The following is a 25,598-nucleotide window of genomic DNA, read 5'->3' as shown; positions in this document are numbered from 1 at the left end:
CTCCTTCCTGCCACGTGGGCACCACCATAGGACCCTCACGACGTCTCCTGGGGAAGCGCGGCGATCACCGCGCGCACCTCGTTCACACCCATCCGGCCCCCGCTGCGGTAGGCGCGGTCGAATTCCTCACCGGTCAACCCGGCGGCGACGGCGTCGCGACGCTTCTTCGCGTCGTCGCCTTCGGCGATCACCGGGTTGTAGTCGTGACGCACGCCCATCCGGTCGATCGCGCCGAACAGCGCCGCGCCCTCCTCGTGCCGTTCGACGAAGGCGCACGCGCCGGCGATGACGTGCAGCAGCGCGAGTGCGCTCGTCTGCTGGTCGGAACCGATGCAGCCGTCGAACCCCGACCGCAGAACCGCGATCGCACGGCGTGGGCGACGAGCGTCGACGAGGACCTTGCCCGTCACGTACAGCGAGGAGGCGACGATCCAGGCGTAACCGATGCTCGCGCTGATGCGGTGAGCCTCGGTGAGGGCGTCGAGCGCACCGCCGAGGTCGCCGGCGGCGCGGAGCATCTGGCCACGGCACATGTGGTACTCGCTCTTCGCCCAGTCGGGGGCGGCGGGGAGCAGGGCATCCGCCTCCTCCAACAATGCGTCCGCGGCATGGACCGCACCGAACAGCGACCGCCCGTACGCCTCCTGCGCGAGTGCGACCAGCGGGACCGCCGCGTCGCCCGCCTCGAGCCCCTTCGCCCCCGCAGCGCCGATGTAGTCGAACGCCGCCGCCGCGTCGCCACCCTGATAGGCGAGGATGCAGGCGCCGAGAAGCGCATCCGCTTCGGTCTGCGGCGCCGCCGTCCCCTCGACGGCGAGCGCGCGCTCGATGGTGGCCCGGCCGTCGACGAGCATGCCGCGGGCGAACCAGTGGTTCGCCTGCGACCCCGCGATACTGAGCGCGGCCTCGCGGTCGCCGTCATCGATCGCGCGGCCGAGGGCGGTGTCGAGGTCGGCACGGTGGAGATCGAAGAGGGCACGGCCGCGAGCGGCGTCGAATGTGCGCAACGTGGGAGCGACCTCGCGCGCGAAGCGGGCGAACCAGTCGCGGTGCGCCAGCCGGAGCACGTCGTCGGCGGCGGGGATGCGCCGGGCGACCGACTTCACCGATTCGAGCAGCCGCCAGGACCGTTCGCCCGCATCACCGCGCACGACGGCGACGAGCGACTTCTCGACGAGGTCCTGGATGAGCCGATCGGTTGCGTCGGGAGAGGTGCCGAGCACGCCTTCCACGGCCGTCGGGGTGAAGGGGCCGACGAAGCGGGCGAGCCCCGCGAGGAGGTCCCGCTGCGGCGCGGTCACCAGGGTGAGACTCCATTCGACGGCGGCCTCGACGCTCGCGTGACGGCCGCCGCCACCGCCGTCGAGCCGGACGTGACGGGCGACGGCGTCCCGCACCTCTTCCACCGAGTAGACGTCGAGGCGCGCGGCGGCGATCTCGAGAGCAAGCGGGATGCCGTCGAGCAGATCGCAGAGCTGACTGGCTGCCTCGAGTCCCGAGTCTCCGAGAGTCGCACCCGTCGCGTCGGCGGCGCGCTGCTCGAAGATGCGGAGCGCGTCCGCCGCGTCGTCGCCCAGCATGGGGCCGACGACCACGACCCGTTCGTGCGGCAGGCGCAGGGACTCCCGACTCGTGGTCAGGATGGTGAGCTCGGGTGCCCGCGCCGAGAGCTCGTCGACGATGGCGGACACGGCGCCGATCAGCAGATCGGCGTTGTCGAGGATCAACAGCCCCCGCCGTCCCGTGACCCGGCGCAGCACAGCCTCGATCCCGGCTTCGCGTGCGCCGACGACGACGGCGATCTCGCCGAGGACGCCCTCGACCGGCACGGGGGCGAGGTCGACCATCCACTGGTCGTCGTCGTCGGCGGTCGTCGCCGATCGCGCGATCTCGACGGCGAGTCGTGTCTTGCCGACGCCGCCCGGCCCGACGATGGTGATGACGCGGTGCTTGCGGCGAAGCGCCTGAACCGACTGCACTTCGGCGCGTCGGCCGATGAAGCGGGTGAGTGGGATGGGAACCCCTGTGCGCTTCACGGTGGCGGCGTTCGCACCTCCGCCCTGCACGATTTCCGGATCCCGGCGCAGGATCGCCTGACGGAGGTCGCGCATGCGCCCGGAGAGCGGAATCCCGTCGAGCGCTGCCAGGCGACGCTCGAACGAGTCGACCGTCTCCGTCGCGTCGGTCGTGCGCCCGACTCGCGCGAGCGCGACGGCGAGCAGGCGCACCGGCCGCTCGTGGGTGGGATGCTGCTCCACGAGATCGGCGAGCAGCGCGATCGCGAGGGCGTTCTCGCCGCGCTCCAACCGTTGCTCGGCGAGCTCTTCGAGCACCATCCGTCGCTCCGACCGCAGAGCGGCCCGGACCGGCGCCACGAATGGGAACGCATCGAGACCCGCGAGCGGCTCGCCGTCCGTCATCGCTTCGAGTTCGACGAGCACCCGCAATCGCGCGTCGGAGTCGCCGCGGACTCCCCACTGATCGAGTGCCCCCACTCCGTCCCGGAAGCGCAGCACGTCGACCCGGTCGCGGGCGAGGTCGAGCAGGTAACCGCGGCGGCTGCCCTGCAGAGCCGACCCGAGTGCCGGGTGGAGGTCCCGGAGCCGTGAGATGTGCGCGCGGAGACTCGTGAGCGCCTTCTCCGGCGCGTCGACCCACACATCGCCGATGAGGGTGTCCGTGTCGACGTACTCACCGGCCGACAGGGCGAGCCGCGCGAGGATGGCGGACGGGATCGCGCCTTTCACCCGCAACGGTGCGCCCTCCGCCGTGACGGTGAGCGGTCCGGACAGGGCGACGGCGATCGTCATGGAGAAGCTCCTTGTGCTGGGACGCTCAGACGCTACGAAACGCATCGACCGCCTGAGCACCGAGGTGAGGGCGTTTAACGCTGGTGCAACCTTCGTCCCGAGAGCCCTGGCAGGTCGATCGCGATCGTCCACTCCCCGCCAGGGCCGGTGCATCGGGCCGAGCACCGCCACGCACCGGCCTCCGTCCTGCCGAACGACAGGCGCGAGGTCCGCGGTGCGGCGAGCAGGGCGCACAGGAGAGCGGCGGTCTCGACCACCGGACGCCGCACCGGGCTCGCGACGCCGAGCTCGATCCGGTGCTCGACGACGTCGACGGCGAGCACGTCGACCTCGCCGAGCGGCAGGAGCAGCATCGGAAGGCTGAGGTCGTCGAGCACGCGCTCCCCCTCGGCGGCGAAGAAGTCGCCGCCGCCGAGACCCACGCCGGACGCCGTGTCGGTCACGGTTCAGACCCGCTCGTAGGCGTCGTCCCACGCGAGCACACCGTCGCCGTTCCAGCGTCGACGCACCTCGTCGAGGCGCTCGCCGATCTCGGTCGACCAGGCTGCCGCGAGCTCGGATTCGGTCCTCGGGGTACCGACGAAGTTCGCCAGCGTTCCACCGGTCGTCCACGGCGACATCGCATCGAGGAGCGCGTCGGCTGCGGCGGGAATGCTGGTCTCGATGAGCTGCGGCACCGGCGCTCCGACGAGGAAGAGCAGGTATGCGGCGTCACGACCGCCGACCGCGTTGGCTCGGGACGCGGCCAGTGCACCGCCGAGGTGTCGGATCTGCACGGCGAGGAACGGCAGCTCCCGCTGCGGCCCGGCGTGCGCGAGCAGAGTACCGACGGCGCTGTCGGGGAGCGAGCCGAGCAGTACCCCCTTGTCCCACTGCGGCATCGGTGCGCCGGGCTGGCAGAGTGCCTGCGGCGGAACGACTCCGGCCATGTCGATCATCGGACGTGCGGCGAGACGCATGGGCGCCAGCAAGGCTTCGGCGACCTCGGGTGCGGCGACGACGGCGACATCGAGCTGCACGGCGAATCGGCCCCGTAGCGGGGCGGGGACCGCGTCCAGGTCGGGCATGCGCAGCAGGCTGATCGAGGTGGTGACCTCATCGGGGAGCGTTGGAGTCCACGCCGAGTAGGCCCGCAGAACGGCGGCGGCATCGTCGGCGCCCCAGATGAGCGGCCCGCCGTACACGCTGTCCAGGCGGACGAGTTCGATGGTCATCTCGCTGACGAGGGCGAGCCCTCCCTTCCCACCGCACAGCGCCCAGAACAGGTCGGGGTGGCTTTCGGCGTCCACGGTGAGGTGACGTCCTTCGCTGGTGACGACCTGGAAGGCGCGGACGTGGTCGGCGGCGAATCCGAAGGTGCGCGCGAGGGGGCTGAGCCCACCGCCGAGGGTGTAGCCGACCGCGCCGACGGAGTCGTGGGAGCCGGAGAGGGGCACGAGGCCGTGCGGGGCGGCGGCGTCGATCACGTCGCGCCAGGTGGCGCCGGCCGCGATCCTCGCGGTGCCGCGTTCGGGGTCGATCTCGACCGATCGCATCCGTGCTGTGGTGATGAGCAGGGTCCCGTCGGGTTCGGTGAGTGCGCCGTGACCGGTGGCCTTGATGGTGACGCCGAGTTCGTAGCGGCGCGCGATCTGCACCGCGAAGGCGATGTCCTCCGCGGAGGTGGCGCCGACGACGGCCGCGGGTCGGCGGACGGCGGAGAGATTGTGTCCGGTGACCTCGTCGCGGTAGCCGGCGGATCCGGGGAGGAAGACGGGTCCGTCGACGGCGGCGGCGAGTTCGTCGCGCAGGCGACGGGCGCGGAAATCGAGGAACATGGGCTGACCTTTCGTGAGGCGGCTCGACCGAGCCGGAAGCTGATGCCCACAGCCTCGCGACCACCGCCCGACCCCACTGCGGGGCGCCGCCCCCTGCAACCCGGTTGCAACCCGACTACAGACGCCACCCGCCGCCCGCCGCCCGTTGAGCGCAGCGATACGAAGGCACCTCGACCTGGTCGCTGAGGAGGGCCGCCAGGCCCGTCGCGATGCGACACGACTCCCCAACTGCGCCACAGCGGGAAACCTGCAACTCACGTCATTTCGCGACGGCCGTGAACGGCCTCCTCAATGACCAGACGCAACCCGCCGCCCGTTGAGCGCAGCGATACGAAGGCACCAGAGGCCTGGTCGCTGAGGAGGGCCGCCAGGCACGTCGCGATGCGACACGACTCGCCAACTGCGCAACGCTCACGTCAGTTCGCGACGGCCGTGAACGGCCTCCTCAATGACCAGACGACACCCCGCCGCCCGTTGAGCGCAGCGATATGAAGGCACACCAACTCGGCAGCCCTTCGTATCGCTCCGCTCAACGGGCGGGCTTCACCCAGTCACCTCCCGGTGGTGTGCTGGCTGCGACGGCCGATCGGGCTGCGGTCGAGCTCCTCGAAGAGCTCTGCGACGTCGGTGTGGACCGCGACCGCGCCGGCCTCGACCAGTTCGGTCTTGCCGCGCCCACCGGTGAGCACCGCGATGGTGTCGACGCCCGCGCGTCGTGCGGCTTCGATGTCCCAGCGGGTGTCGCCGACCATGATCGCCTCGTCCGGCTCGACCCCGGCCTTCTCGAGCGCGACGCCGATGACGTCGGGTTCGGGCTTCGCGGTCTCGACATCGCTCGAGGTCGTCGCGGCGTCGATGAGGTCGTCGGCCTCGAGGACCTTCAGCAGGATGTCGAGCTCCTCCTGCGGCGCGGAACTCGCGAGCACGACCTTGAAACCCCGATCCCTCACGGCGGCGAAGAGCTCGCGGACGCCGTCGAAGCGCCGCAGGCGCTCGGCGGAGGCTTCGTAATATTCGCCGTGCAGCTCCTTCGCACGGTCGGCGACCTCGGTCTCCCCCTCCTCGCCGAGGAGCCGCTCGAGCAGTTTCGCCGAGTCGAGGCCGATGGCCTCGTGCACGAACGCGGCGTCTGGGTACCGCTCGACGGCGGCGAAGGCCCGCATCCACGCATCGACGTGCAGGTAGTTGGAGTCGACGAGGGTGCCGTCGATGTCGAACAGGACCGCCTGCAACTTCGCTTCGCTCATGCCCCCACCCTGTCGCCGGTGTCTGCACGTCAGCCGCACGCCGGCCGAACGCACGCGCCCCGAATCGCGGATCTCAGTGCTGGCACCGACGCGGAGATATCGCGCGCGTTCCTACGGTCCCGTCATGACACCCAACAGAAAGTCCACCGTCCTCGTCATCGTCGCAACCCTGGCCTTCGCGCTGTCCACGGGCTGCTCCGCGCCGCCGTCCGATGCTCGGGCGACCCCGCCGAGCGAGCCATCATCCGAGGCAGCAGAGGATGTCGGCACGTCCGCAGCCGACGAGGCGGTCGACGACGTCTGCTCGCTGCTCCCGGTCGGGGACCTGGTCGCTATTACCGGCCGACCGTACACGCGATCGACCGGAGCCGCCGACGACCTGGGCGCGGCACCTCTTACCGGGTGCCTCTACCAGGGTGAGTCGGAGGAGCTCGACAGCATGCTGATGCTCACCGTCAACGTCTATCCCGCCGACGCCGAAGCTGCCTTCGCCGATTGGCGCGACCGCTTCGGCACCTCCGAATCGGCGCCGCTGGCCGGCCTGGGCGACGAAGCCTATGCGGGAACCGGTGATGTCGCCGCGCGCTTCGGCGATGCTGTCATCGGCGTCGTCGACTTCTACCACCCTGAGGGCGTGCCGGCCTTCACGGTGGACCAGTTGGCGGCGATCGTCGAGACGGTGCAGCAGCGGCGGTGACGGTGCGGGTCAGGCGGCGGGGTTGAGGCCGTTGTCCGGTCGGCGGACCTGCCAACGCCCGTCGCTGCCCGGCTCGGGATCGACGTTCGTCGCCACCTCCGGCCGCGTCAGCGCATTGCGCACCGTGTACAGCGGGAGGCTGAGGTCGCGCCCGATGGTCACGAGGTCCGCCATGTCGGTCGGAGTCATGCCGCGACCCCACGCGATGCGGGCCAGGTCGTCGAAGTACGCGCGGTGCAGCTCCTCGCACTTGTCGCGTCCGATGCGTCGACGGGCCGCGAGCGTGACCAGGCGGTCGGCGTCGTAGAACGACAGCGGCGGCGCCTGCAGGGTCATATCGAGCAGGGTGAAGTACTCGACGTGCGCCGCGGAGCTCGACCGATCGCGGTCGTGTCGCGGGATGCGCTGCACGAAGCCGCTCGGATCGTTCGGGCCGATTTCCCGCGCGATCCACTCGACGTCGATCACCGACAGGGGCGGCCAGACGAGATCCGCGGACGACTCGACGAGGTCGCCCCAGTAGTCGCGGTCGTCCGACGACCGCAGCAGCAGGGCGAGGAGCCGAGCCGTGGCGATCGCGTTGACCATGGCGCGGTGAGCGCCGACGACACCGACCGCGACCTCCTCGCAGCGATCGGCGGCCCGCTCGTCGCGACCGTGCATCGTCTCTTCCGCGATCTGCTGGATGCCGAGCGCCGGTAACTGCATCCGGTCGGCCAGCGCCCGAAGCTCGGCGAGCAGTCGCCTAGTGTCGAACCGAGCCTGGTGGGCGACGATGACGCGGCCGGAGAGCAGGCCCACGAGGTCGGGGGCGACCTGCTCGAAGGTGGGCGCCGCCTCGATCTCGCTCGCGTCGACCCCGTCGAGGTCGTCGCCCGTCACGCTGCCGGGATTGACGAGCGTCTCCCACAGCCCGGTCACCTCACCGGCCGCGTCGGTGTGCACCACCGCGATCTCGACGATGTACTCGCGCCCGTCCCCGAAGACGGTCGTCTCGTAATCGACTACTGCATATCCTCCACCGACCATGTCCCTCTCCCTGTCGCCCGTCGCACCCGTGCTTGTGGGAATCGTGTTCGCGAGCCTGCCCGCCCCACGGCGAGGGCGCGCTCCTTTCAGGCGACCCGGGCCTTCTTCCGCCGCAACTCACAGCCCCGGGTCCCCCAAAGAGCGGACGCCGCGCCGACTTCGTTGCGATTCGCACGTCATTCACCGTCACATCGGAATGCGCTCCTACAACCGCTGGTTAGCCTCATCTGGCCGCCCATCACGCGGCCCCCTCAAGCGGAGCATCACCGCTCGCACCACAGCACCGCTCGGCCGCCTCCACAAGGGCGACGGGCACGTCAGGAAGAAGCCATGCGCCACACATCCCGAATCTTCACCGCCACCATCGCCGCGGCCGCCGCCGCCCTGACGCTCGCCGCCTGCGCGGGCGGTCCCGCCGACGACACGGGCAGCACCGGATCCGGCGAGTCGGAGGCCGGTCTCTCGCTGCAGGACGTGCAGGACGCGGGCAAGCTCGTCGTCGCCACCGAGGGCACCTACCGCCCGTTCTCGTTCCACGAGGGCGGCGCCGGCGACCTCACCGGCTATGACGTGGAGATCATCACCGCGGTCGCCGATAAGCTCGGCGTCGAGGTCGAGTTCGAAGAGACCCAGTGGGACGCGATCTTCGCCGGACTCGAAGCGGGACGTTTCGACCTGATCGCCAACCAGGTGTCGATCAACGACGAGCGCGAGGCGAAGTACGACTTCAGCGAGCCGTACACCGTGTCGCCCGGCGTGCTCGTCGTGCCCGAGAACTCCGACATCACCACCTTCGAGGATCTCGAGGGCCGCACCTCCGCCCAGTCGCTGACCAGCAACTGGTACGAGCTCGCCGAGTCGTACGGCGCCCAGGTCGAGTCGGTCGAGGGGTGGGCGCAGGCCGTGGAGCTGCTGAAGCAGGGCCGCGTCGACGCGACCGTGAACGACGAGCTGACCTTCCTCGACGCCCAGACGAACGGCGACACCGAGGGCCTCAAGATCGCCGCCGACAGCGACGAGGTCTCGTACAACGCGTTCGCGCTGCGCAAGGGCAGCGACTCCCTGGTCGAGGCGATCGACGAGGCGCTCGATGAGCTCCGCGCGGACGGCACCCTCGCCGCGATCAGCGAGAAGTACTTCGGCGCGGACGTCAGCGAGTAGTCAGAAGGGGCGGGGTGTCAGCCGGTGATCGGATGGCACCCGTCAGAATTCAAGGATGGATTGGCAGCTCGCCTGGGACTCGCTCGGGCCGATCGTGCGCGGCGGGATCCTCGGCACCATCCCGCTCGCGCTGATCTCGTTCGCCGTCGGCCTCGTGCTGGCGCTCGGCATCGCCCTGGCCCGTATGTCGCGGATCGTGCCCCTGTCGACGGCGGCCCGGTTCGTGATCTCGGTGGTGCGCGGCACTCCCCTGCTAGTGCAGCTGTTCGTCATCTTCTACGGCCTGCCTTCGCTCGGTCTCACCATCCCGCCGTGGCCGTCCGCGGTGATCGCGTTCTCGATCAACGTGGGCGGCTACGGCGCCGAGATCATCCGCGCCGCGATCCTCTCGGTTCCGGCCGGGCAGTGGGAGGCCGGATACACGATCGGCATGTCGCGCGCGCTCACCCTGCGGCGGATCATCCTGCCGCAGGCCGCCCGCGTCTCGGTGCCGCCGCTGTCGAACACGTTCATCAGCCTGGTGAAGGACACGTCGCTCGCGTCGCTGATCCTCGTCACCGAACTGTTCCGTGAGGCGCAGAAGATCGCGGCGTTCAGCCAGGAGTTCATGCTGCTCTACATCGAGGCGGCGCTCGTCTACTGGGTGATCTGCCTCGGCCTATCTGCCCTGCAGGGCCGCCTCGAGAGGAGGCTCGACCGCTATGTCGCCCACGTCTGATTCCTCATCGCGCGCTCCGCTGCTGCGCGCCACCGACCTGCACAAATCGTTCGGCGCGCTCGAGGTGCTGAAGGGCGTCGACCTCGAGGTGCGGCGCGGGGAGGTCCTCGTGCTGATCGGCCCGTCCGGGTCGGGCAAGACGACCGTGCTGCGCGCCCTGAACGCGCTCACGCCGCCGGATTCCGGTGTCATCGAGCTCGACGACGATCGCATCGACTTCGGCGAGCCCGCCTCGAATCGTGCCCGAGCGGCTCAGCGGGCGCGGCTGCGGGACGCGTCGGGCATGGTGTTCCAGCACTACAACCTGTTCCCGCACAAGACGGTGCTCGAAAACGTGATCGAGGGCCCCGTCGTCGTGCAGAAGCGGCCGCGCGCGGAGGCAGTCGCCGACGCGGAGGCGTTGCTCGCCCGGGTGGGTCTCGAGTCGAAGCGCGACGTGTACCCGTTCCAGCTGTCGGGCGGTCAGCAGCAGCGCGTCGGCATCGTCCGCGCCCTCGCGCTACGGCCGAAGCTGCTGCTCTTCGACGAGCCGACGTCGGCGCTCGACCCGGAGATCGTCGGCGACGTGCTGACCATCATGTCCGAGCTGGCCCGCGAAGGTTGGACGATGGTGGTCGTCACCCACGAGCTGTCCTTCGCCCGCGAGGTCGCCGACGAGGTCGCCTTCCTCGACGGCGGCGTCGTCGTGGAGCGCGGCACCCCGACCGCCCTCTTCACAACCCCACGCGAACAACGCACAAAAGACTTCTTGACCCGCCTCCTCCACTGATGGCCCGGTCGCTGAGGAGGGCCGCCAGGCCCGTCGCGGTGCGACACGAGTTCCAGGTGCGCCACTGTGGGGAATCCGCAGCCCGCGTCGTTTCGCGACGCCCGTGAACGGCCTCCTCAATGACCAGATCGCAACCTGGTCGCTGAGGAGGGCCGCCAGGCCCGTCGCGATGTGACACGAGTTCCAGGTGCGCCACTGTGGGGAATCCGCAGCCCGCGTCATTTCGCGACGGCCGTGAACGGCCTCCTCAATGACCAGATCGCAACCTGGTCGCTGAGGAGGGCCGCCAGGCCCGTCGCGATGCGACACGAGTTCCAGGTGCGCCACTGTGGGGAACCTGCAGCCCGCGTCATTTCGCGACGGCCGTGAACGGCCTCCTCAATGACCAGAGGAGAACCGCCCGCGCCGTAGGGTCGTTGCGTGCAGCAGACGCCCGAGACGGCCACCGGCAGACGCATCGACCTCGCGGCGCTCCACAGCCGGGTGACGCTCTCGGACGTGTCGCGCTACTACCGGGCGCACCGCGTCCCGGCGTCTCGCCAGTGGTGGCTGATCGCCCTGATCGTCGGCGGCTACCTCATCGGCCAGGCGGTGCTGGTCAACATCTACCTGCCGCTTGCGGGACTCGGCCCGGAGGCGAACCGTTCCGTCTACGGCGTGATCCTGATCGCCACCGGCGCCTACGCCCTCTTCCTGATGTGGCTGATCTGGCGCAACGCGTCCCGCCAGGTGCGCCTCGATCGCACCGCGGCGGCCAATGGGCTCGAGTACGCGGACCGGTCGGCGATCTACGGGTCGGGCGGAAGCGCGCTCGACATCCTGCACAACCGGATGACGGCGGACATGATCAGCTCGCCCCCTCAGGCCGGGGGCGTCGAGTTCGACGCGGGGACCTTCGGCCCGATCCCCGGCTTCACCCTGCGACGGATGGGCTTCGTGCGTCTGCGTCTCGACCGTGAGGTGCCGCACATCGTTCTCCTCAACCGCCGCTCGCGGGTGCTGCGGACGACCGGCTCGCGATTCCTGCAGACGCAGCGGCTGCGCCTCGAGGGAGACTTCGACCGGACCTTCTCCCTGTTCTGCCCGGAAGGCTATGAGCGGGACGCCCTCTACCTGTTCACTCCCGACCTGATGGCGCTGCTGCTCGACGTGGCGTCGGACTGCGAGGTGGAACTCGTCGGCAGCCGCCTGGTGCTGTACCGGGGGTCGCCGTGGAAGCTGTGGCGGCCGCGCCGCTTCGCCTCGGTGCTCGCCCTCGTCGACGCGCTCGCGCCGAAGGTGCAACGCCAGACGTCGCGCTACCAGGACGACCACGCCGACGCCTACCGTCAGGTCGTCGCCTCCGCCGGCCGCCGCCTCCGCGTCCGACCGTCCGCGGGCACGATCCTGTCGATGGCATTCCCGATCGTGTCGATGGCCGTGGGCCTCCTCGCCTGGCTCGGCATCCTCTGACCGCCACCTGGTCGCTGAGGAGGGCCGCCAGGCCCGTCGCGATGCGACACGAGTTCCAGGTGCACCACAGCGGCGAACCTGCAACTCCGTCATTTCGCGACGGCCGTGAACGGCCTCCTCAATGACCAGGTCTCACTCTGGTCGCTGAGGAGGGCCGCCAGGCCCGTCGCGATGCGACACGAGTTGCAATCCTCCGTATCGCTTCGCTCAACGAGCGCACCGCTCGCCCGCCCGTTGAGCGGAGCGACACTAAGAAGTCAGTCCCTACGCCAGCTCAGGCTCTTGCACGTCGGTGACGCCGACCGCGTCAGGGGCCGCCGCCTCGAGCTTCCAGAGCTCGATCTGCGCCATCGCCGCGAACTGGCCGAGCCGCTCCATCGCGGCGGGCGACATCCGACGAGGCGCGGTTCCCATGAGGCAGAACGATCCGATCGCGTCGCCCGACGACGAGTACAGCGGGTGACCGGCGTAGAAGTCGCCCTTGGTGAGGTCGATGACGGGGTTGCCGCGGAACCGGGAGTCGAGGCTTGAGCGCTGCACGACGAGGGGCGCCCCGTTCTCGACGACGAGGGTGCAGTGCGCGTATTCGCTGGGGATCGCGACCGGCTGCCCGGCGCCGAGGTAGTGCACCTCGTCGCCTTCGAGGAGGCTGACGCCGGCGACCGGCACCTTGAACGCTTTACGGGCGGCGGCGGTGATGCGGGCGAGTTCGGAGTCGGGCGCGCCGCTCGCCATCAGCTTCGCCCGTTCGAGCCCCGCCCACGCGGGCGCCGACGGCACAGCGTCACGTCCGGTGGCGCAGTCGACCGGAAGAACAGGGACGATCGCGTCGACGATGACGTCGGCCCAGTCGCTGTAGAGCGCCGTGCTGCCGAGCGCCCCGCCATGCCGCGGTGCGGGCTCGCCGAGCTCGAACGGCCAGGTGCGCTCGAACTCGGTGACGAGCGTGCGGGTGGCCTCGTTCAACCTGTCCGCGTGACGCTGGCCGACGCCGCCGAGGAGCGAGTCGTAGACGGGCACCGACCGTACGGCCTGGATCTCGGCGACGAGGATCGGCGACGTCTCGGGCAGCCCCGCCCGCAGCGCTCCGAGCACCGTGCGCATCGACGCCGTCCACTGCGGCACCGGGGTGAGACGCACCGCGTCGCTCATCCCCATGACGACGACGACGGCGTCGTAGGTGGCGAGGTCGGCGCGACGCAGCCACGCGGGGGCGGCCGCCGCGTTCATCATCTCTTCGCCGACGTAGTCGACCCGCGCGGCGCGACCGCATCGCGCTCCGAGCCGGTTGGCGAGGGCGCCGGTGAGGGCCAGCTGGTGCGAGACGACGCCCCATCCATGCGCAGGCCCGTTGCCGAGGAGCAGGATTCGGGCGGGGGTTCCCGCACCGGACGACGCCGTCGGCGAGGTCCGCGGCTGCGGGATGTCGGCACCACGGGTCAAGTGGTAGGCGTACCAGAACGACGCGACAGGACGAAGGATCTCGTAGAGGGCCACGCCGCTCTCCTCACCGAGGCGACCATCGACGGCGCGACCTCTCGACGGACACTAGGCCCCGGCGGAGATCCCGCTGCGTCGCCACGCCGACGCCCCCGTTAGGGAGCGCGCCTCGCCGCGTCGGCGCCCCCGATCCCCCGGAACCCCGCGGCGTCCGGCCCGCAGTGTTCACCGCCGCGCCCGGCGCCGTTGGCGATCTGCTCTAGCGCCGACGACGGTGAGAGCGCTACCTTCTCGGGCAGGCGACGTGGCTGCGGCGGCCGAGCCAGAGGCGAAGCACCACCATGCTGCCGCGCAGCGTTTCTCACACAGCGGTTCGATCCACACATCACCTCTGGGAGAAGCAATGGGTTTCATCACCACGCAAGACGGTACGGAGATCTTCTTCAAGGACTGGGGCGAGGGGCAGCCCATCGTCTTCAGTCATGGCTGGCCGCTGTCGGCCGACGACTGGGATGCGCAGATGATGTTCTTCCTGGCCAACGGCTACCGGGTCATCGCGCACGACCGCCGTGGTCACGGCCGGTCGACGCAGACGAGCGGCGGCCACGACATGGACCACTACGCCGCCGACCTCGCAGCCCTCACCGAGCACCTCGACCTGCACGACGCCATCCACGTCGGTCACTCGACCGGCGGCGGCGAGGTCGCGCACTACATCGGCCAGCACGGCGAGAGCCGCGTCGCCCGCGCGGTGCTGATCAGCGCGGTGCCGCCCATCATGGTGAAGACCGAGAACAACCCCGGCGGTCTGCCGAAGGAGGTGTTCGACGGCATCCAGGAGCAGGTCGCGACGCGTCGTTCGGAGTTCTACCGGGAGCTGCCGTCGCAGCAGTTCTACGGCTACAACCGGCCGGACCGCGAGCCGTCGGAGGCGATCATCGCGAACTGGTGGCGTCAGGGCATGATGGGCGGCGCGAAGGCTCACTACGACGGTGTCGTCGCGTTCTCGCAGACGGACTTCACCGACGACCTGAAGAAGATCTCGGTGCCCACGCTCGTCATGCACGGAGACGACGACCAGGTCGTCCCCTACGAGGACTCGGGCCCGCTCTCGGCGAAGCTGGTGCAGAACGGCACCCTGAAGACGTACGCCGGTTTCCCCCATGGCATGCCAACAACGGAGGCGGCGACGATCAACGCCGACCTCCTGGAGTGGCTCAAGTCCTAATGCCTTAGCCGGTCGTTGAGTAGGCGCGCCAGCGCGTATCGAAACGGCTCGAGTAGCGACGAAGGAGCTTATCGAGAGCACACCGCTGCGGCTCGATTCGAAGCGCTACTCGACCCGTTTCGAAACCCGCTTCGCACCACTCAACGACCGACTCGCACTCTCTTCACACCCCGAAGCGGCCACCCGCATGGCACACATCCTCTTCCTCACGCTCGACGGCGGCGGCAACGTCGCCCCGGTGATCCCGATCGCCCACGAACTCCTCCGCCGCGGCCACGCGGTCCGCTTCCTCGCGGCGCCGACGCAGATCGAAACGCTCGCCGCCGACGACCTCGACGCAGCCCCCTACCGTCGTGCTCGCGGCTGGTACCCGCGCACGACGTCCGGCGCGAAGGGCGCGCTCGCGTTCGCCCGCCTGCTCTCCGATCCCGGCTACGCCGACGATCTCGCCGACGAACTGGCCGGCACCCCGGCCGATGTGGTCGTGATGGACGCTCTTATCCCCGCCTCCATCTCCCGGGCGGTGCGGGGCCGGGTCCCAGTCGTGGTCCTGATGCACACCCTGGCGGAGTTCTTCCTCCGCAACCGCGCGGTCACCGCCCTCACCTCACTGCAAGGCGTGCGCGCACGCGACGCTTGGGCGTCGGCGAACTCTGTCCTCGTGACATCGGATCGCCTCCTCGATCCCGCATCCCGGCGAGAGTTCCCGCCGAACTTCATCTGGACCGGGCCTGCCGAGCGCCAGCCATGGGACTCGAGCGAGACATCCACCCCGCTCCCTCGTCTCCTCGTCAGCCTCAGCACGGTCGCGGCGCCCGGCCAGGCCGCGGTGCTGCAGCGCATCCTCGATGCCGTCGCGCATCTTCCGATCACGGTTCTCGCGACGACCGGTCCCGCGATCGACGCGACCCGCCTCCGCGCCGGTGTGAACACTGAACTCGTGGCGTCGGCGTCGCACGCGACCGTGCTGCCGACCGTCAGTGCCGTCATCGGTCACGGCGGTCACTCGACGACGATGCGGTCGCTGATGAACGGCAAACCGATGGTGATCATCCCGTGCGACACCCGCATCGACCAGCCGCTGGTCGGACGCGCGGTCGAACGGGCGGGGGCGGGGATCGTGCTGCGGAAGCACGCGGCGCCCTCCATGATCGCCGAGGCGGTCACGACCCTGCTGAAGCGGCCCGACTATCGGCGGTCAGCGGAGGCGATCCGCTCACGGCTGCGGGCGGCGCACGGTGTGGATGCCGCGTGTCACGCGATCCTGCACGCGGCGGGACACCAGGACGTCCCGCGGGCACCCCTCTAGAGAGCCGGCTACGCGGTCTCGGCGCCCGGCATGGGAGGCATGTCCGGGTACTTGGCCTGCACTGCTTCCCAGTCACCGGACTGCGCGATGGGATCCATCCACATCACTTCCCAGGTGTGGCCATCGGGGTCGTCGAACGAGCGGGTGCGCATGAAGCCGTAGTCTTGCGCCTTGTTCTCGGTGGCACCCGCGGCGATCGCCTTCTCGACCAGCTCGTCGACCCCCGCGGTCTCAGACACCCCCAACGAGTTGATCACGCCGGACACCGACGGATCGGCGATCGGCTTCGGGGTGAAGTTGCGGTAGTGGTCGTGGTTCAGCACCATCACGTAGATGTTGTCGGACGCCTGGAAGCTGGCGGCGTTCGCGTCGGAGAAGTCGGCGTTGTTCTCCCATCCCAGCGCGCTGTAGAACGCTTTCGACCGTTCGAGGTCGGTCACGGGCAGGTTGATGAAGACGTTCTCGATCACGGCGGGCTCCTTCGCTCGGGGTTCGTCTCCACCCTGGCGAGCCTGGTGGACAGTGTCAGCGCACGTTCGGCCACTGAACGTCGGCTTTCAGCTAGCGGCGAGTCGTGCCCTCTCGTGCTCGACATCGAAGTCGGCGTCCGGCCACTGCGGGTCGATGCGCCGCAGAGCGTCGGTCAGCAGGCGCTGGACCGCGAGCCGTGCGTACCACTTGCGGTTGGCCGGAACGACGTACCAGGGCGCCCGCTCGGTCGAGGTGCGGGTCAACGCAATCTGGTAGGCCTCCATGTAGGCGTCCCACTGGCTGCGTTCGTCGATGTCGCCGGGGTTGAACTTCCAGTACTTGTCCGGCCGGTCGAGCCGTTCCTGCAGCCGCTTCTTCTGCTCATCGGGCGAGATGTGCAGCATGACCTTGATCAGCTCGGTGCCGCTGTCGACGATGCGCTGCTCGAAGTCGACGATCTCGCCGTACCGCCGCTCGATCTCGTCGGCGGGCGCGAGTTGACGGACACGGCCGATGAGCACGTCCTCGTAGTGGGATCGGTCGAACACGCCGATCATCCCCGGCCCGGGCAGCGCTCGTTCGATGCGCCACAGGAAGTGATGCGAGCGCTCCTCGTCGGTGGGCGCCTTGAATGACCGCAGCGCCACGCCTTGCGGGTCGACCTGCCCGACGACGTGCCGCACGATGCCGCCCTTGCCGGCGGTATCCATCGCCTGGATCACGAGCAGCACGTTGCGTGTGTCGCCCGCGCGGCTGGCGGCGAAGAGCCGCTCCTGCAGTTCGGACAGCTCGTCGACGCCGTCTCTGAGCGCGGTTTCGCCCTCTGCTTTGCCGCCGTCGAAGCCGGGCGTGCTGTCGGGGTCGACGTCAGCGAGCGAGAAGCCGTCGGATACGCGAGTCATCTCAGTCATGCGGGCACGCTACGCCTCTCCCCTGCGCCACTCCTCACCCCGCCGCCGTCGTCGTATCGCTCCGCGCGGCGGGCGACGGATGTGCCGGCCCGCCGCCGTCTGCGTATCGTTTCGCTCAACGGGCGACTGAAGTACCAACCGCCCGTTGAGCGCAGCGATACGAAGGGACGGCCCGCTACTGGAGGTTCGCGTGGCGGCGGTCGAGTTCCTCGGTAGGAACGCCGAGGCGCTCCTGAACCGCGCGGCAGATCGCGTCGCCCACGACGAGGCAGGCCTGCTCGAACAATGAGCCGGCATGCTGCTGCGTCGCCACCACGGTGCGGGCGGGCAGGATCACGGACGCCACCGACCGGGCCGTCAACTCGTTCTCCTTCGTGGTGAACGTCGCAATCCAAGCACCGACCGACGACGCGACATCCGCCTGAGCCTGCACCGATCCGCGCCCGCTCGACGTGAACGCGACGAGCAGGTCGCCCGCGCCGATGCCGGGCGTCGCCACCTCGCCGACCACGAACGCGTGGATGCCGATGTGCATCAGCCGCATCGCGATCGCCCGCGCCGACAGACCCGACCGCCCGATGCCGGTGAAGTAGACGCGGGGTGCGGCGACGATCGCGTCAACGAGTGCGTCGAGGGCGGCGTCATCGAGCTCGGCGACGACGGCGGCCAGCTCCTCGACGTTCGATCGGGCGTAGGCCGACACCGGGCTCACGACTTCTGCCCGCCAATACGGCCCCGGGCCGCGACGAGCAGCTTCGCGGCGTCGTCGTCGGCGCGGCTCGCGAATCGCGCGTGCAGCCCGGCGGTCAGCACGGGGGTCGGCACCGCGAGACGGATCGCCTCTTCGGCGGTCCAGCGCCCCATTCCCGAGTCGGACACCTGCGACCCGACGCCGTCGAGGGTCGGGTTCTCCTTGAGCGCTTCGACGGTCTGCTCGAGCAGCCACGACCGGATCGAACTACCGCCCTGCCACGCCGACATCGCGGCGACCGTGTCGACCTCGGGGTGCGCCTTCAGCAGCGCGAAACCCTCGGCGTAGGCCTGGAGCACCCCGTACTGGATGCCGTTGTGGATGGCCTTCACCAGGTGTCCGGCACCGACATCGCCGACCCGCGAGTAGCCGCCCTCGGCCGCGAGGGAGTCGAGAATCGGGACGATCTCGCGGTAGGTGGGCTCGTCGGAGCCGACCATGAGCCCGTAGCCGTTCTGCCAGCCCCACTGGCCGCCACTCACCCCGATGTCGGCAAAGCGGATGCCGCGGGCCGACAGCGTCTCGACGTGGCCGGGTGCGTCACGGAAGTCGCTGTTGCCGCCGTCGATGACGAGGTCGCCCTCCGAGAGCAGGCCGGCGAGGGTCGTGACCGCTTCGCGGGTCAGTCGACCGGCAGGGAGCATGACCCACACGATGCGAGGTCCGTCGAGGGCGGCGAGCATCGACCGGAGGTCGCCGAAGGTGCGGGCGCCGTTGTCCTCGGCACGCCGACGCGACTCCTCCGAGAGGTCGACACCGAGCACGTCGTGGCCGCCCTGCGCGAGGCGCAGCGCCATGCCGCCGCCCATCTTGCCGAGTCCCAGCAATCCGATCTGCATCGACGGTCAAACCCCTCGTAGTCGCGAGTCCACGCCTCGGAACCGCCGGGCGCGAACAGGGCCGCATGATTTGTGCATGGGGCCACCATTAGCCATAGTTGCCGTCGAGAGGCACCGGTGACAGTGCCATTCGATGGCGATTGGACTGTTGAGGAGGCCACGTGGTCAACGTGTTGGATGCCGTAGGCGAGTGGACGATCCACTCGGGTCCGCTCTACCAGCGGCTCGCGATCGCCATCCGCAACGCGGTGCTCCGCGGCGATCTCGCACCGGGAACGATCCTCCCCGCCGAACGTCACATGGCCCGCGCGCTCGCCGTGGGACGCAGCACGGTGGTCGCCGCCTACGACATGCTCCGCTCGGATGGCGTGCTGACGAGCAAGCAGGGCAGCGGCACCTGGGTGGCGGGCGCCGAACGCAACGCATCGTCGCGGTCGAGCCAACAGGAGTCGCTCGGTCGCGCCGCGCTCTCGGGCGGCGAGCAGCTGATCGACCTCGCCACCGCGACCCTGCCGGCCGCACCGGCGGTGCGCGACGCGATCGTCGCGCTCGGCGACGGCATGGCCGAGCCGCTGCTCGAGCAGACCGGCTACTCCGCCCTCGGGTTGCTCGAGCTGCGCCGGGCGGTCGCCGACATGTTCAGCGAGGAGGGCCTGCACACCTCGCCCGAGCAGATCCTCATCACGACCGGCGACCAGCAGGCGCTGTCGTTGCTCACCCAGCACCTGCTCGACACCGGCGACTCGGTACTCGTCGAGGACCCGACCTCTCCCGGCATGCTCGACCTCGTGCGCCGCGAGCCTGTCGTGGTGCGGAGCGCCCGGTCCCTGTCGAGTAGCGGCGAGCAGGCCCTGCTCGGCGTGGTGGCGAAGTCGGAGCCCTCGCTGGTCTACCTGATCTCGTCGTTCGGGCCCGAGGGTCTCGTTTGCGACGGCGACTCGCTGCGCCGCCTCGCCTCGGGCCTGCGCGGCTTCTCGGGTGCGGTGATCGAGGATTCGAGTTCGCGGCACCTGCTGCGCGACGACGCTCCCCCGCACCTCGCCGCGCTCGCCCGTGACACGACCGTCTTCACGGTCGGCTCGATGAGCAAGCTGTTCTGGGGAGGCTTGCGCATCGGCTGGATCCGCGGAGATGAGAACGCGATCCTGCGCCTCTCCCGTGCCAAGGCGCGCGCTGACCTGGGCACCCCGCTGCTCAGCCAGATGCTCTCGGCCTGGCTGCTGCGCCGGCTTCCCGAGGTGAAGGCGCAACGACACCGCGAGATCGACCTGCGCACCGCCGAGGCGGTCGATGTGGTGCGCCGCGAGCTGCCCGACTTCGAGCTCACCGAGCCGGCCGGCGCGGTGTCGCTGTGGCTGCGGATGCCGCACGGCGCCTCCCGACCGTTCGCCGAGACGGCGCGCCGTCTGGGCGTCGCGATCGTGCCCGGAGACTCGCTCTCGGCCGACGGCGCGAGCGACCCCTACATCCGGCTCGCGCTCGGCGCCGACGCCACCGCTTTCGCTGACGGAGTCGCCCGGCTCGGTCGCGCGTGGACGGAGTACGACCGCGGGGCGGCGAACCCGAGCGGTTCTCCGCTCGGCCCGCCGCTCGTGTGACGGGGCTCCGCATCCGCAATCCAATGTCCTCGTTTTGGCACTGTGATCGAGTCCAATCGCCGATGAGCATGGAGTCATCCCGGCCGCTTTGGTTTGCCGAAGACGGTCGGGCGGACTCAATCGGCCATCCGCTCGTCGAGACGTCTGCAACCACAGCACCCCAAGGCGTCAGCACAGATGCACGTATTCCAAAGGAGCAATCACGTGAGCACGAAGTTCCCCGCGAGGAGGTCGGCGCGGTTCGCGACCGTCGCCCTCGCCATCACCGCCTCGACCGCCCTCCTCGCCGGCTGCGCCGGTGGTGACGGCGGCGGCGCGTCCGACGACGGCGCTGGCGCGACCGGCGACTTCGACTGGGAGCGCTACGACGGCGCCACCATCGAGGTGCTGCTCAACCAGCACCCGTGGCAGCAGGCCATCGAGCCGCGCATCGCCGAGTTCGAGGACCTCACCGGCATCACCGTCAACGTGACCGCGCTGCCCGAGGAGCAGTTCCGTCAGCGCGTGCAGGTCAACCTGTCGGCGCGTTCCGACGACCTCGACGTCTTCATGACCGGCCCCACCGCCGAGGGTCGCCTCTTCCAGCAGAACGGCTGGTACGCCGACCTCTCCGAGTTCATCGACAACCCGTCGCTGACCTCGGAGGACTACGACTACGACGACTTCTCGGCCGACGTGCTCGCCGCAGACACAATCGACGACGAGGTGATCGGCGTTCCGATCCAGATCGAGACGACGATGCTCTACTACCGCACCGACGTGTTCAAGGCCCTCGGCCTCACTCCCCCGACCACGCTCGACGAGCTGCAGTCGTCGGCGGAGGCGATCACCGCCGCGGGCGAGCTGTACGGCTTCACCGGCCGCGGCAAGGGCGCGTCGGCGACGAGCCAGTTCACACCGTTCCTCTACAACGAGGGCGCGCAGTGGAACACCGAGGATGGCGAGGCCGCCTTCGATACCGCTGAGGGCATCGACGCGTTCACCTACTACGGCGACCTCGTCCGCGAGAACGGACCCGAGGGTGCCGTGAACAACTCGTGGCAGGAGATCCTGCCGCTGTTCCAGCAGGGACGCGTCGCGATGTTCCCCGACTCCAGCGTCTTCGCCCCGCAGCTGCTCGACCCCGAGCAGTCGACCGTCTCCGAGAACGTCGGCTTCCTGCCCGTTCCGTCGGGCCCCGGCGGCGACACACAGGCGTTCTACGGTTGGGACCTCGCGCTGTCGAACTTCTCGGAGAACCAGGGCGCCTCGTGGCTGTTCATGCAGTGGGCCACCAGCCCCGAGGTCGTCCAGGCGACCCAGGCCGAGGACGGCGTCGCCGGTGCCCGCACCAGCATCACCGAGTTCCCCGACACGCTGCCGCAGGAGTGGATCGACGCGTTCGACAGCTCGCGACAGAACGCGGTCGCCCAGCACCCGACCATCGCGCAGGTCCCCGAGGCCCGCGACGCGATCGGCGCGGCGATCGTCACCGCCATTCAGGGCGGCGACGTGGCGGCTGCGGTGGAGACCGCGGCGGAGGCGTTCAACGCGCTCTCCGCACGCTGACCCTCCTCCGCCCTCTGCAGTAACCGAGTTCTGAAGTAAACGAGTTGCGGGGCCGCGCACAGGTGCCGGCCCCGCAACTGCCACGACGAGGACAACCATGACAGTCACCACCGAAGCCGCTGCGGGCCAGCGCATCTCGGGCGACCATCCGTCGCCTGCGCCCGCGAAGAGGCGCCGAGCGCTTCCGAAGGAGTGGGGCACCCGCGCCGCGTTCCTCGGGCCGGCGCTCGGGCTGCTGCTCATCCTCGTCGCCTACCCGTTGGTCAACAACATCGCGATGGCGTTCCAGGACGTGCCGGCCTCGCTGGAGGGCGGCGAATTCGTCGGCCTACAGAACTTCGTGGACATCGCGAACGACCAGCGCTTCTGGGATGCGACCCTGCGCACGATCATCTACTCGGTCGGCTCCGTCGCCGTCGAGCTGGTGCTCGGCGTTCTCTACGCGCTGCTGCTGAACCAGCACTTCCGGGGCCGCGGATTCCTCCGCGCCCTGTTCCTCATCCCGATGATCGCCACCCCGGTCGCGATCGCGATGGTGTGGCGCCTCATGTTCCAGCCGGATCTCGGCCTCTTCGCGACGATCGGGTCGTTCTTCGGTCTGCCGAGCATCCCGTGGGTGTCGGATCCGGTGCTCGCCCTGCCGTCGCTGATGCTCGTCGACGTGTGGCAGTGGACTCCGTTCATCGCCCTCATCGTGCTCGCCGGCCTCTCCGGGCTGCCGACCGAGACGCAAGAGGCCGCGATGGTCGACGGCGCGAACGCGTGGCAGCGGTTCTGGCGCATCACCCTCCCGGCGCTGCGTCCCGTGATCGCGGTCGCCGCGGTAACCCGCCTCATCGAGGCGATGCGCACCTTCGACCCGATCTACGTGATCACCGGCGGTGGGCCCGGTCAGGCGACCGAGACGCTCAACATCTACGCCTACAACCTCGCCTTCCAGTTCCTCGACCCCAGCTACGCCGCCGCGGTCGTGCTCGTCTTCGTCCTCGTGATGCTGATCTTCAGCTTCGTGATCGTCCGTCTCTCCAGGAGGTCCTGACCATGAGATCGCGCGCCCGCGCCATCCGAGCAGGAGTCTTCGCAACGATCGCGATCCTGCCGTTCCTGTCCGTGTTCGTCTACATGATCCTGATCGCGTTCCAGCAGCCGCTCGACATCACCTCGGGCAGCCTGTGGCCGAACCGCGGACTCACGTTCGACAACTTCGCCGCCGTGTTCGAGACCGACGACTTCATGTCGTTCATCTTCAACTCGCTGCTGATCGGCGTGGGCTCGACCCTGCTGTCGCTCGCGTTCGGGGTGCCTGCTGCGTTCGCGCTTGCGCACTGGGGCCTGCGCCGCACCAGCTTCGTGTTCCTGCTGGCCCGCATGCTGCCCGGCATCGCGCTCGTCGTGCCGTGGTTCGTGATCTACACGCAGATCGACCTGATCGACACCTATCTCGGCATGATCCTGTCGCACGTGTTCATCACGATGCCGTTCATCACCTGGATGATGATCCCGTTCTTCGAGGAGCTGCCGAAGGACATCCACGAGGCGTCGCTCGTCGACGGGGCCACGCAGGGGCGCTACTTCTTCACGATCGCCGCACCGCTGGTGCGCACCGGGATGGCGGCCGCCGCGATCCTCGCGTTCATCTTCTCGTGGAACCAGTTCCTGTTCGCGGTCGTGCTCTCAGGGCGCAACACGCAGACTGTGCCGGTGGCCGTGTTCAACTTCCTCTCCTACGGGTCGAACAACTGGGGTCAGATTGCTGCCGCCGCGGTGGTCATCACCGTTCCCGTCGTCGCGATCTCGCTGCTCGTCCAGCGGTGGATCGTCTCGGGCCTGACCGCCGGCGCCGTCAAGGGATGACGCTGTCTGGCAGCTCGCACGGCCGGTCGAGTCGGTCGTCGATCCTCGCGCTGGATATCGGCAGTAGTAGCTTCCGCGCGGCGATCTACGACAGCGACCTCGTCGTCCGGCAGCACGACCAGGTGCACTACGAGTTCCGCTCGGGCCGCAGCCCGGCGGGGTCGTTTCCGGCTGAGCCGCTGCGCGACCTGATTGTCGCGAGCCTGTCGCGCCTCGACCTCCGCTCGGTCGCGACCGTGTCGGTGTCGTCGCTGTGGCACAGCCTCCTCGCGGTCGATGAGCACGATCGGCCGCTCACGGAGGTGTTCACGTGGGAGTCGTCGGGACCCGACGCGACTCTCGACGGCCTGTTCGACCGCTTCGCCCCGGAGGAGTATCGCGCGAGCACCGGCTCGTACCTGCACTCCTCCTATCCCCTCGCCGCCTATTGGTATCTGCGCGGCACCGTCCCTTCTTCCGCTCGGTGGATCGACCTGTCCGGCTGGCTGATGCGCCAGGTGTTCGGCGTCGACACCGGCTGGAGCGTGGACCTCGCCGCGGGCTCGGGGATCTGGAATCAGGACCGCGCCGAGTGGGACGCCACCGTGCTCGATGCGGTCGACCTCGATGCGTCCGCACTCGGACCGGTGTGGCGTGAGCCGGTCTCCCTCGTCGGTGACGCCGCGTCCGCGCTCGACCTCTCGGGCGCCGTATTGCTGCCGGTGTTCGGCGACGGCGTCTGCAACAGCGTCGGCATCGGCGCCGTCGGCCCCACCGTCAGCGCCCTGACCGCGGGCACCTCAGGCAGCCTGCGGATGCTGCTCGGCGCCGAGGACGTCTCCGTGCCGCGCGGCCTCTGGCGCTACCGCCTGCGTGGCGGCGACGTCGCGATCGGCGGCGCGGTCTCGAACGCCGGCAACCTCATCGAGTGGTTGCGCACCTCCCTCGGCGTCGCTGACCCGCTCGCGTTCGGGGCGAGCGCTCCCCCGGCCTTCGACGGCCTGCTCGCAACCCCGAACTTGGCGGGCGAACGTGGCCCGGGCTACCGCCGCGACGCTTCGGGATCCCTCACCGGACTTCGCTCGCACCACACCCGCGACGACATCGCCCAGGCTTTCGTGCTCTCGGCACTCGGCGTGTACCGCGAGCTCACCGACCTCGTCGCTCAGACGAAGCCGCAGCTGAGTTCGCTGATCGCCTCGGGCGGCGTGGTGACGGGCTCCCCGATCTTCGCCCAACTCCTCGCCGACGCAACCGCCCGCCCGGTCTCGGTGAGCACCGAGGCTGAGTCCTCGTTGTTTGGTGCCGCCCTGTTGGCGGCAGGCCGGCCAGCACCAGTTATCAGCGGCCAGGTCTTCGACCCTCGCCCGGACTGGGTGAATGCGATAGCGATCCGTACCCCCGCCGCCCGCTGAGAGAAGCGACACGAAGGCTCCCCTGCCCGCCCGCCCGTTGACCGGGGCGATACGAAGCACCACCCCTACCCGCCCGTTGAGCGAAGCGATACGTAGGACTGACTCCTACCGAGCGCTGCGACGCCTGCGATCTGCCCCGCCTCGTTCAGCATTCGCGCGATCCGAGACGACGTACCGCCCGCTGGAATCGAGTCGCACAGTCTTGCCCGACCGACTCAGGTTCTTGGCCGCTTTGGCGGCGAGCTCTCGGGCGAGTTGTTGCGAGAGTTCGCTGTACTCACTCATCGTTTCGACCATCCGAATCTCGAGGGCGCGGGCTGCGACGTCTGCTGCGCGAAGACCACCTTGATGACTGCACTCCCTATCCTCATCTGTTGCCGGCGGCACATCAACAAACGACGAGAACCGCAACGCCCCACACAGGAGATGTGATCGCTGATCATCGCCTTGTGTGAGCGGATGAGCAGCGTCAGTCGGACGCCCTTCTCGGCGCGTCCGACTGACGTTGGCTGCGAGCCAGATGTCGAGTCCCGAGGTCCTGAAGCCTCATCGCTC

The 25,598-nt window shown here is 69.5% G+C and carries 22 protein-coding genes; 12 read left to right on the top strand and 10 right to left on the bottom strand.

Annotated features, from left to right (window positions below; genetic code table 11):
- Positions 1 to 35 precede the first annotated feature (35 nt).
- From NGH83_RS06795 to NGH83_RS06780, 4 genes are all read right to left on the bottom strand, one after another.
- The gene (locus NGH83_RS06795; protein WP_251858303.1) at positions 36 to 2,810 is read right to left on the bottom strand and encodes a BTAD domain-containing putative transcriptional regulator; all 2,775 of its coding nucleotides are present in this window, start codon (positions 2,808 to 2,810) and stop codon (positions 36 to 38) included.
- A gap of 74 nt (positions 2,811 to 2,884) precedes the next feature.
- Positions 2,885 to 3,253: a hypothetical protein gene (locus NGH83_RS06790; protein WP_251858302.1), complete on the bottom strand. Its 369-nt coding sequence runs from the start codon at positions 3,251 to 3,253 to the stop codon at positions 2,885 to 2,887.
- 3 nt (positions 3,254 to 3,256) lie between these two features.
- On the bottom strand, positions 3,257 to 4,627 hold the full coding sequence (locus NGH83_RS06785; protein WP_251858301.1) for an FAD-binding oxidoreductase: 1,371 nt from the start codon (positions 4,625 to 4,627) through the stop codon (positions 3,257 to 3,259).
- A gap of 551 nt (positions 4,628 to 5,178) precedes the next feature.
- Positions 5,179 to 5,874: an HAD family hydrolase gene (locus NGH83_RS06780; protein WP_251858300.1), complete on the bottom strand. Its 696-nt coding sequence runs from the start codon at positions 5,872 to 5,874 to the stop codon at positions 5,179 to 5,181.
- 124 nt (positions 5,875 to 5,998) lie between these two features.
- Here NGH83_RS06780 and NGH83_RS06775 point away from each other — a divergent pair, with 124 nt between their 5' ends.
- Positions 5,999 to 6,571, top strand: coding sequence for a hypothetical protein (locus NGH83_RS06775; RefSeq protein ID WP_251858299.1), 573 nt, complete (start codon positions 5,999 to 6,001; stop codon positions 6,569 to 6,571).
- A 9-nt stretch (positions 6,572 to 6,580) separates the two neighbouring features.
- On the opposite strand, the gene NGH83_RS06770 is transcribed toward NGH83_RS06775, so the two are convergent.
- Positions 6,581 to 7,600 (bottom strand): 3'-5' exonuclease, encoded by a 1,020-nt coding sequence (locus tag NGH83_RS06770; protein WP_251858298.1) that lies wholly within the window; start codon positions 7,598 to 7,600, stop codon positions 6,581 to 6,583.
- 330 nt (positions 7,601 to 7,930) lie between these two features.
- Here NGH83_RS06770 and NGH83_RS06765 point away from each other — a divergent pair, with 330 nt between their 5' ends.
- The 4 genes from NGH83_RS06765 to NGH83_RS06750 all read left to right on the top strand — a co-directional run bounded on the left by NGH83_RS06765 (position 7,931) and on the right by NGH83_RS06750 (position 11,700).
- On the top strand, positions 7,931 to 8,761 hold the full coding sequence (locus NGH83_RS06765) for an amino acid ABC transporter substrate-binding protein (protein WP_251858297.1): 831 nt from the start codon (positions 7,931 to 7,933) through the stop codon (positions 8,759 to 8,761).
- A gap of 55 nt (positions 8,762 to 8,816) precedes the next feature.
- A complete protein-coding gene (locus tag NGH83_RS06760) occupies positions 8,817 to 9,479 on the top strand; it encodes an amino acid ABC transporter permease (protein WP_251858296.1) in 663 nt (220 codons plus the stop codon).
- A complete protein-coding gene (locus NGH83_RS06755) occupies positions 9,463 to 10,248 on the top strand; it encodes an amino acid ABC transporter ATP-binding protein (RefSeq protein ID WP_251858295.1) in 786 nt (261 codons plus the stop codon). Before NGH83_RS06760 ends, NGH83_RS06755 begins: the two co-directional genes overlap by 17 nt.
- A gap of 420 nt (positions 10,249 to 10,668) precedes the next feature.
- Positions 10,669 to 11,700 (top strand): hypothetical protein, encoded by a 1,032-nt coding sequence (locus NGH83_RS06750; RefSeq protein ID WP_251858294.1) that lies wholly within the window; start codon positions 10,669 to 10,671, stop codon positions 11,698 to 11,700.
- A gap of 264 nt (positions 11,701 to 11,964) precedes the next feature.
- On the opposite strand, the gene NGH83_RS06745 is transcribed toward NGH83_RS06750, so the two are convergent.
- A complete protein-coding gene (locus NGH83_RS06745) occupies positions 11,965 to 13,197 on the bottom strand; it encodes a GAF domain-containing protein (protein WP_251858293.1) in 1,233 nt (410 codons plus the stop codon).
- A gap of 346 nt (positions 13,198 to 13,543) precedes the next feature.
- On the opposite strand from NGH83_RS06745, the gene NGH83_RS06740 reads away from it, so the two are divergent.
- Both NGH83_RS06740 and NGH83_RS06735 read left to right on the top strand, forming a co-directional pair.
- Positions 13,544 to 14,368 carry an alpha/beta fold hydrolase gene (locus NGH83_RS06740; RefSeq protein ID WP_251858292.1) on the top strand — a complete coding sequence of 275 codons (825 nt, stop codon included), beginning with the start codon at positions 13,544 to 13,546 and terminating at the stop codon, positions 14,366 to 14,368.
- 187 nt (positions 14,369 to 14,555) lie between these two features.
- Positions 14,556 to 15,677 (top strand): glycosyltransferase, encoded by a 1,122-nt coding sequence (locus tag NGH83_RS06735; protein ID WP_251858291.1) that lies wholly within the window; start codon positions 14,556 to 14,558, stop codon positions 15,675 to 15,677.
- Positions 15,678 to 15,685: 8 nt separating this feature from the next.
- Here NGH83_RS06735 and NGH83_RS06730 read toward each other — a convergent pair whose 3' ends face one another.
- From NGH83_RS06730 to NGH83_RS06715, 4 genes are all read right to left on the bottom strand, one after another.
- Positions 15,686 to 16,147 carry a VOC family protein gene (locus NGH83_RS06730; RefSeq protein WP_251858290.1) on the bottom strand — a complete coding sequence of 154 codons (462 nt, stop codon included), beginning with the start codon at positions 16,145 to 16,147 and terminating at the stop codon, positions 15,686 to 15,688.
- A gap of 87 nt (positions 16,148 to 16,234) precedes the next feature.
- Complete coding sequence (locus tag NGH83_RS06725; protein ID WP_251858289.1) at positions 16,235 to 17,059, bottom strand: polyphosphate kinase 2 family protein; 825 nt, start codon at positions 17,057 to 17,059, stop codon at positions 16,235 to 16,237.
- Between the two features lie 175 nt (positions 17,060 to 17,234).
- Complete coding sequence (locus NGH83_RS06720) at positions 17,235 to 17,771, bottom strand: SIS domain-containing protein (protein ID WP_251858288.1); 537 nt, start codon at positions 17,769 to 17,771, stop codon at positions 17,235 to 17,237.
- On the bottom strand, positions 17,768 to 18,649 hold the full coding sequence (locus tag NGH83_RS06715) for an NADP-dependent phosphogluconate dehydrogenase (protein ID WP_251858287.1): 882 nt from the start codon (positions 18,647 to 18,649) through the stop codon (positions 17,768 to 17,770). The genes NGH83_RS06720 and NGH83_RS06715 overlap by 4 nt, the downstream gene beginning before the upstream one ends.
- A 161-nt stretch (positions 18,650 to 18,810) precedes the next feature.
- On the opposite strand from NGH83_RS06715, the gene NGH83_RS06710 reads away from it, so the two are divergent.
- The 5 genes from NGH83_RS06710 (at position 18,811) to NGH83_RS06690 (ending at position 25,043) form a co-directional block, all read left to right on the top strand.
- A complete protein-coding gene (locus NGH83_RS06710) occupies positions 18,811 to 20,247 on the top strand; it encodes a PLP-dependent aminotransferase family protein (protein WP_251858286.1) in 1,437 nt (478 codons plus the stop codon).
- Between the two features lie 204 nt (positions 20,248 to 20,451).
- Complete coding sequence (locus NGH83_RS06705; protein WP_251858285.1) at positions 20,452 to 21,795, top strand: ABC transporter substrate-binding protein; 1,344 nt, start codon at positions 20,452 to 20,454, stop codon at positions 21,793 to 21,795.
- Between the two features lie 97 nt (positions 21,796 to 21,892).
- Positions 21,893 to 22,834, top strand: a complete 942-nt coding sequence (locus NGH83_RS06700) for a carbohydrate ABC transporter permease (RefSeq protein ID WP_251858284.1) — start codon at positions 21,893 to 21,895, stop codon at positions 22,832 to 22,834.
- A 2-nt stretch (positions 22,835 to 22,836) separates the two neighbouring features.
- Positions 22,837 to 23,649 (top strand): carbohydrate ABC transporter permease, encoded by an 813-nt coding sequence (locus NGH83_RS06695; RefSeq protein WP_251858283.1) that lies wholly within the window; start codon positions 22,837 to 22,839, stop codon positions 23,647 to 23,649.
- Positions 23,646 to 25,043, top strand: coding sequence for an FGGY-family carbohydrate kinase (locus tag NGH83_RS06690; protein ID WP_251858282.1), 1,398 nt, complete (start codon positions 23,646 to 23,648; stop codon positions 25,041 to 25,043). Before NGH83_RS06695 ends, NGH83_RS06690 begins: the two co-directional genes overlap by 4 nt.
- Positions 25,044 to 25,598 lie beyond the last annotated feature (555 nt).

Origin of the sequence: Herbiconiux sp. L3-i23, from assembly GCF_023734115.1 — a bacterium.
GTDB lineage: Bacteria > Actinomycetota > Actinomycetes > Actinomycetales > Microbacteriaceae > Naasia.
This window is presented reverse-complemented; position numbering and strand designations above follow the sequence as displayed.

Bases quoted from the DNA above. Each gene is read 5' to 3' on its own strand.
- NGH83_RS06770 (WP_251858298.1), bottom strand. From the start codon at position 7,600: ATGGTCGGTGGAGGATATGCAGTAGTCGATTACGAGACGACCGTCTTC.
- NGH83_RS06780 (WP_251858300.1), bottom strand. From the start codon at position 5,874: ATGAGCGAAGCGAAGTTGCAGGCGGTCCTGTTCGACATCGACGGCACC.
- NGH83_RS06700 (WP_251858284.1), top strand. From the start codon at position 21,893: ATGACAGTCACCACCGAAGCCGCTGCGGGCCAGCGCATCTCGGGCGAC.
- NGH83_RS06760 (WP_251858296.1), top strand. From the start codon at position 8,817: ATGGATTGGCAGCTCGCCTGGGACTCGCTCGGGCCGATCGTGCGCGGC.
- NGH83_RS06735 (WP_251858291.1), top strand. From the start codon at position 14,556: ATGGCACACATCCTCTTCCTCACGCTCGACGGCGGCGGCAACGTCGCC.
- NGH83_RS06740 (WP_251858292.1), top strand. From the start codon at position 13,544: ATGGGTTTCATCACCACGCAAGACGGTACGGAGATCTTCTTCAAGGAC.
- NGH83_RS06775 (WP_251858299.1), top strand. From the start codon at position 5,999: ATGACACCCAACAGAAAGTCCACCGTCCTCGTCATCGTCGCAACCCTG.
- NGH83_RS06715 (WP_251858287.1), bottom strand. From the start codon at position 18,649: ATGCAGATCGGATTGCTGGGACTCGGCAAGATGGGCGGCGGCATGGCG.
- NGH83_RS06795 (WP_251858303.1), bottom strand. From the start codon at position 2,810: ATGACGATCGCCGTCGCCCTGTCCGGACCGCTCACCGTCACGGCGGAG.
- NGH83_RS06725 (WP_251858289.1), bottom strand. From the start codon at position 17,059: ATGACTGAGATGACTCGCGTATCCGACGGCTTCTCGCTCGCTGACGTC.
- NGH83_RS06690 (WP_251858282.1), top strand. From the start codon at position 23,646: ATGACGCTGTCTGGCAGCTCGCACGGCCGGTCGAGTCGGTCGTCGATC.
- NGH83_RS06755 (WP_251858295.1), top strand. From the start codon at position 9,463: ATGTCGCCCACGTCTGATTCCTCATCGCGCGCTCCGCTGCTGCGCGCC.
- NGH83_RS06695 (WP_251858283.1), top strand. From the start codon at position 22,837: ATGAGATCGCGCGCCCGCGCCATCCGAGCAGGAGTCTTCGCAACGATC.
- NGH83_RS06765 (WP_251858297.1), top strand. From the start codon at position 7,931: ATGCGCCACACATCCCGAATCTTCACCGCCACCATCGCCGCGGCCGCC.
- NGH83_RS06785 (WP_251858301.1), bottom strand. From the start codon at position 4,627: ATGTTCCTCGATTTCCGCGCCCGTCGCCTGCGCGACGAACTCGCCGCC.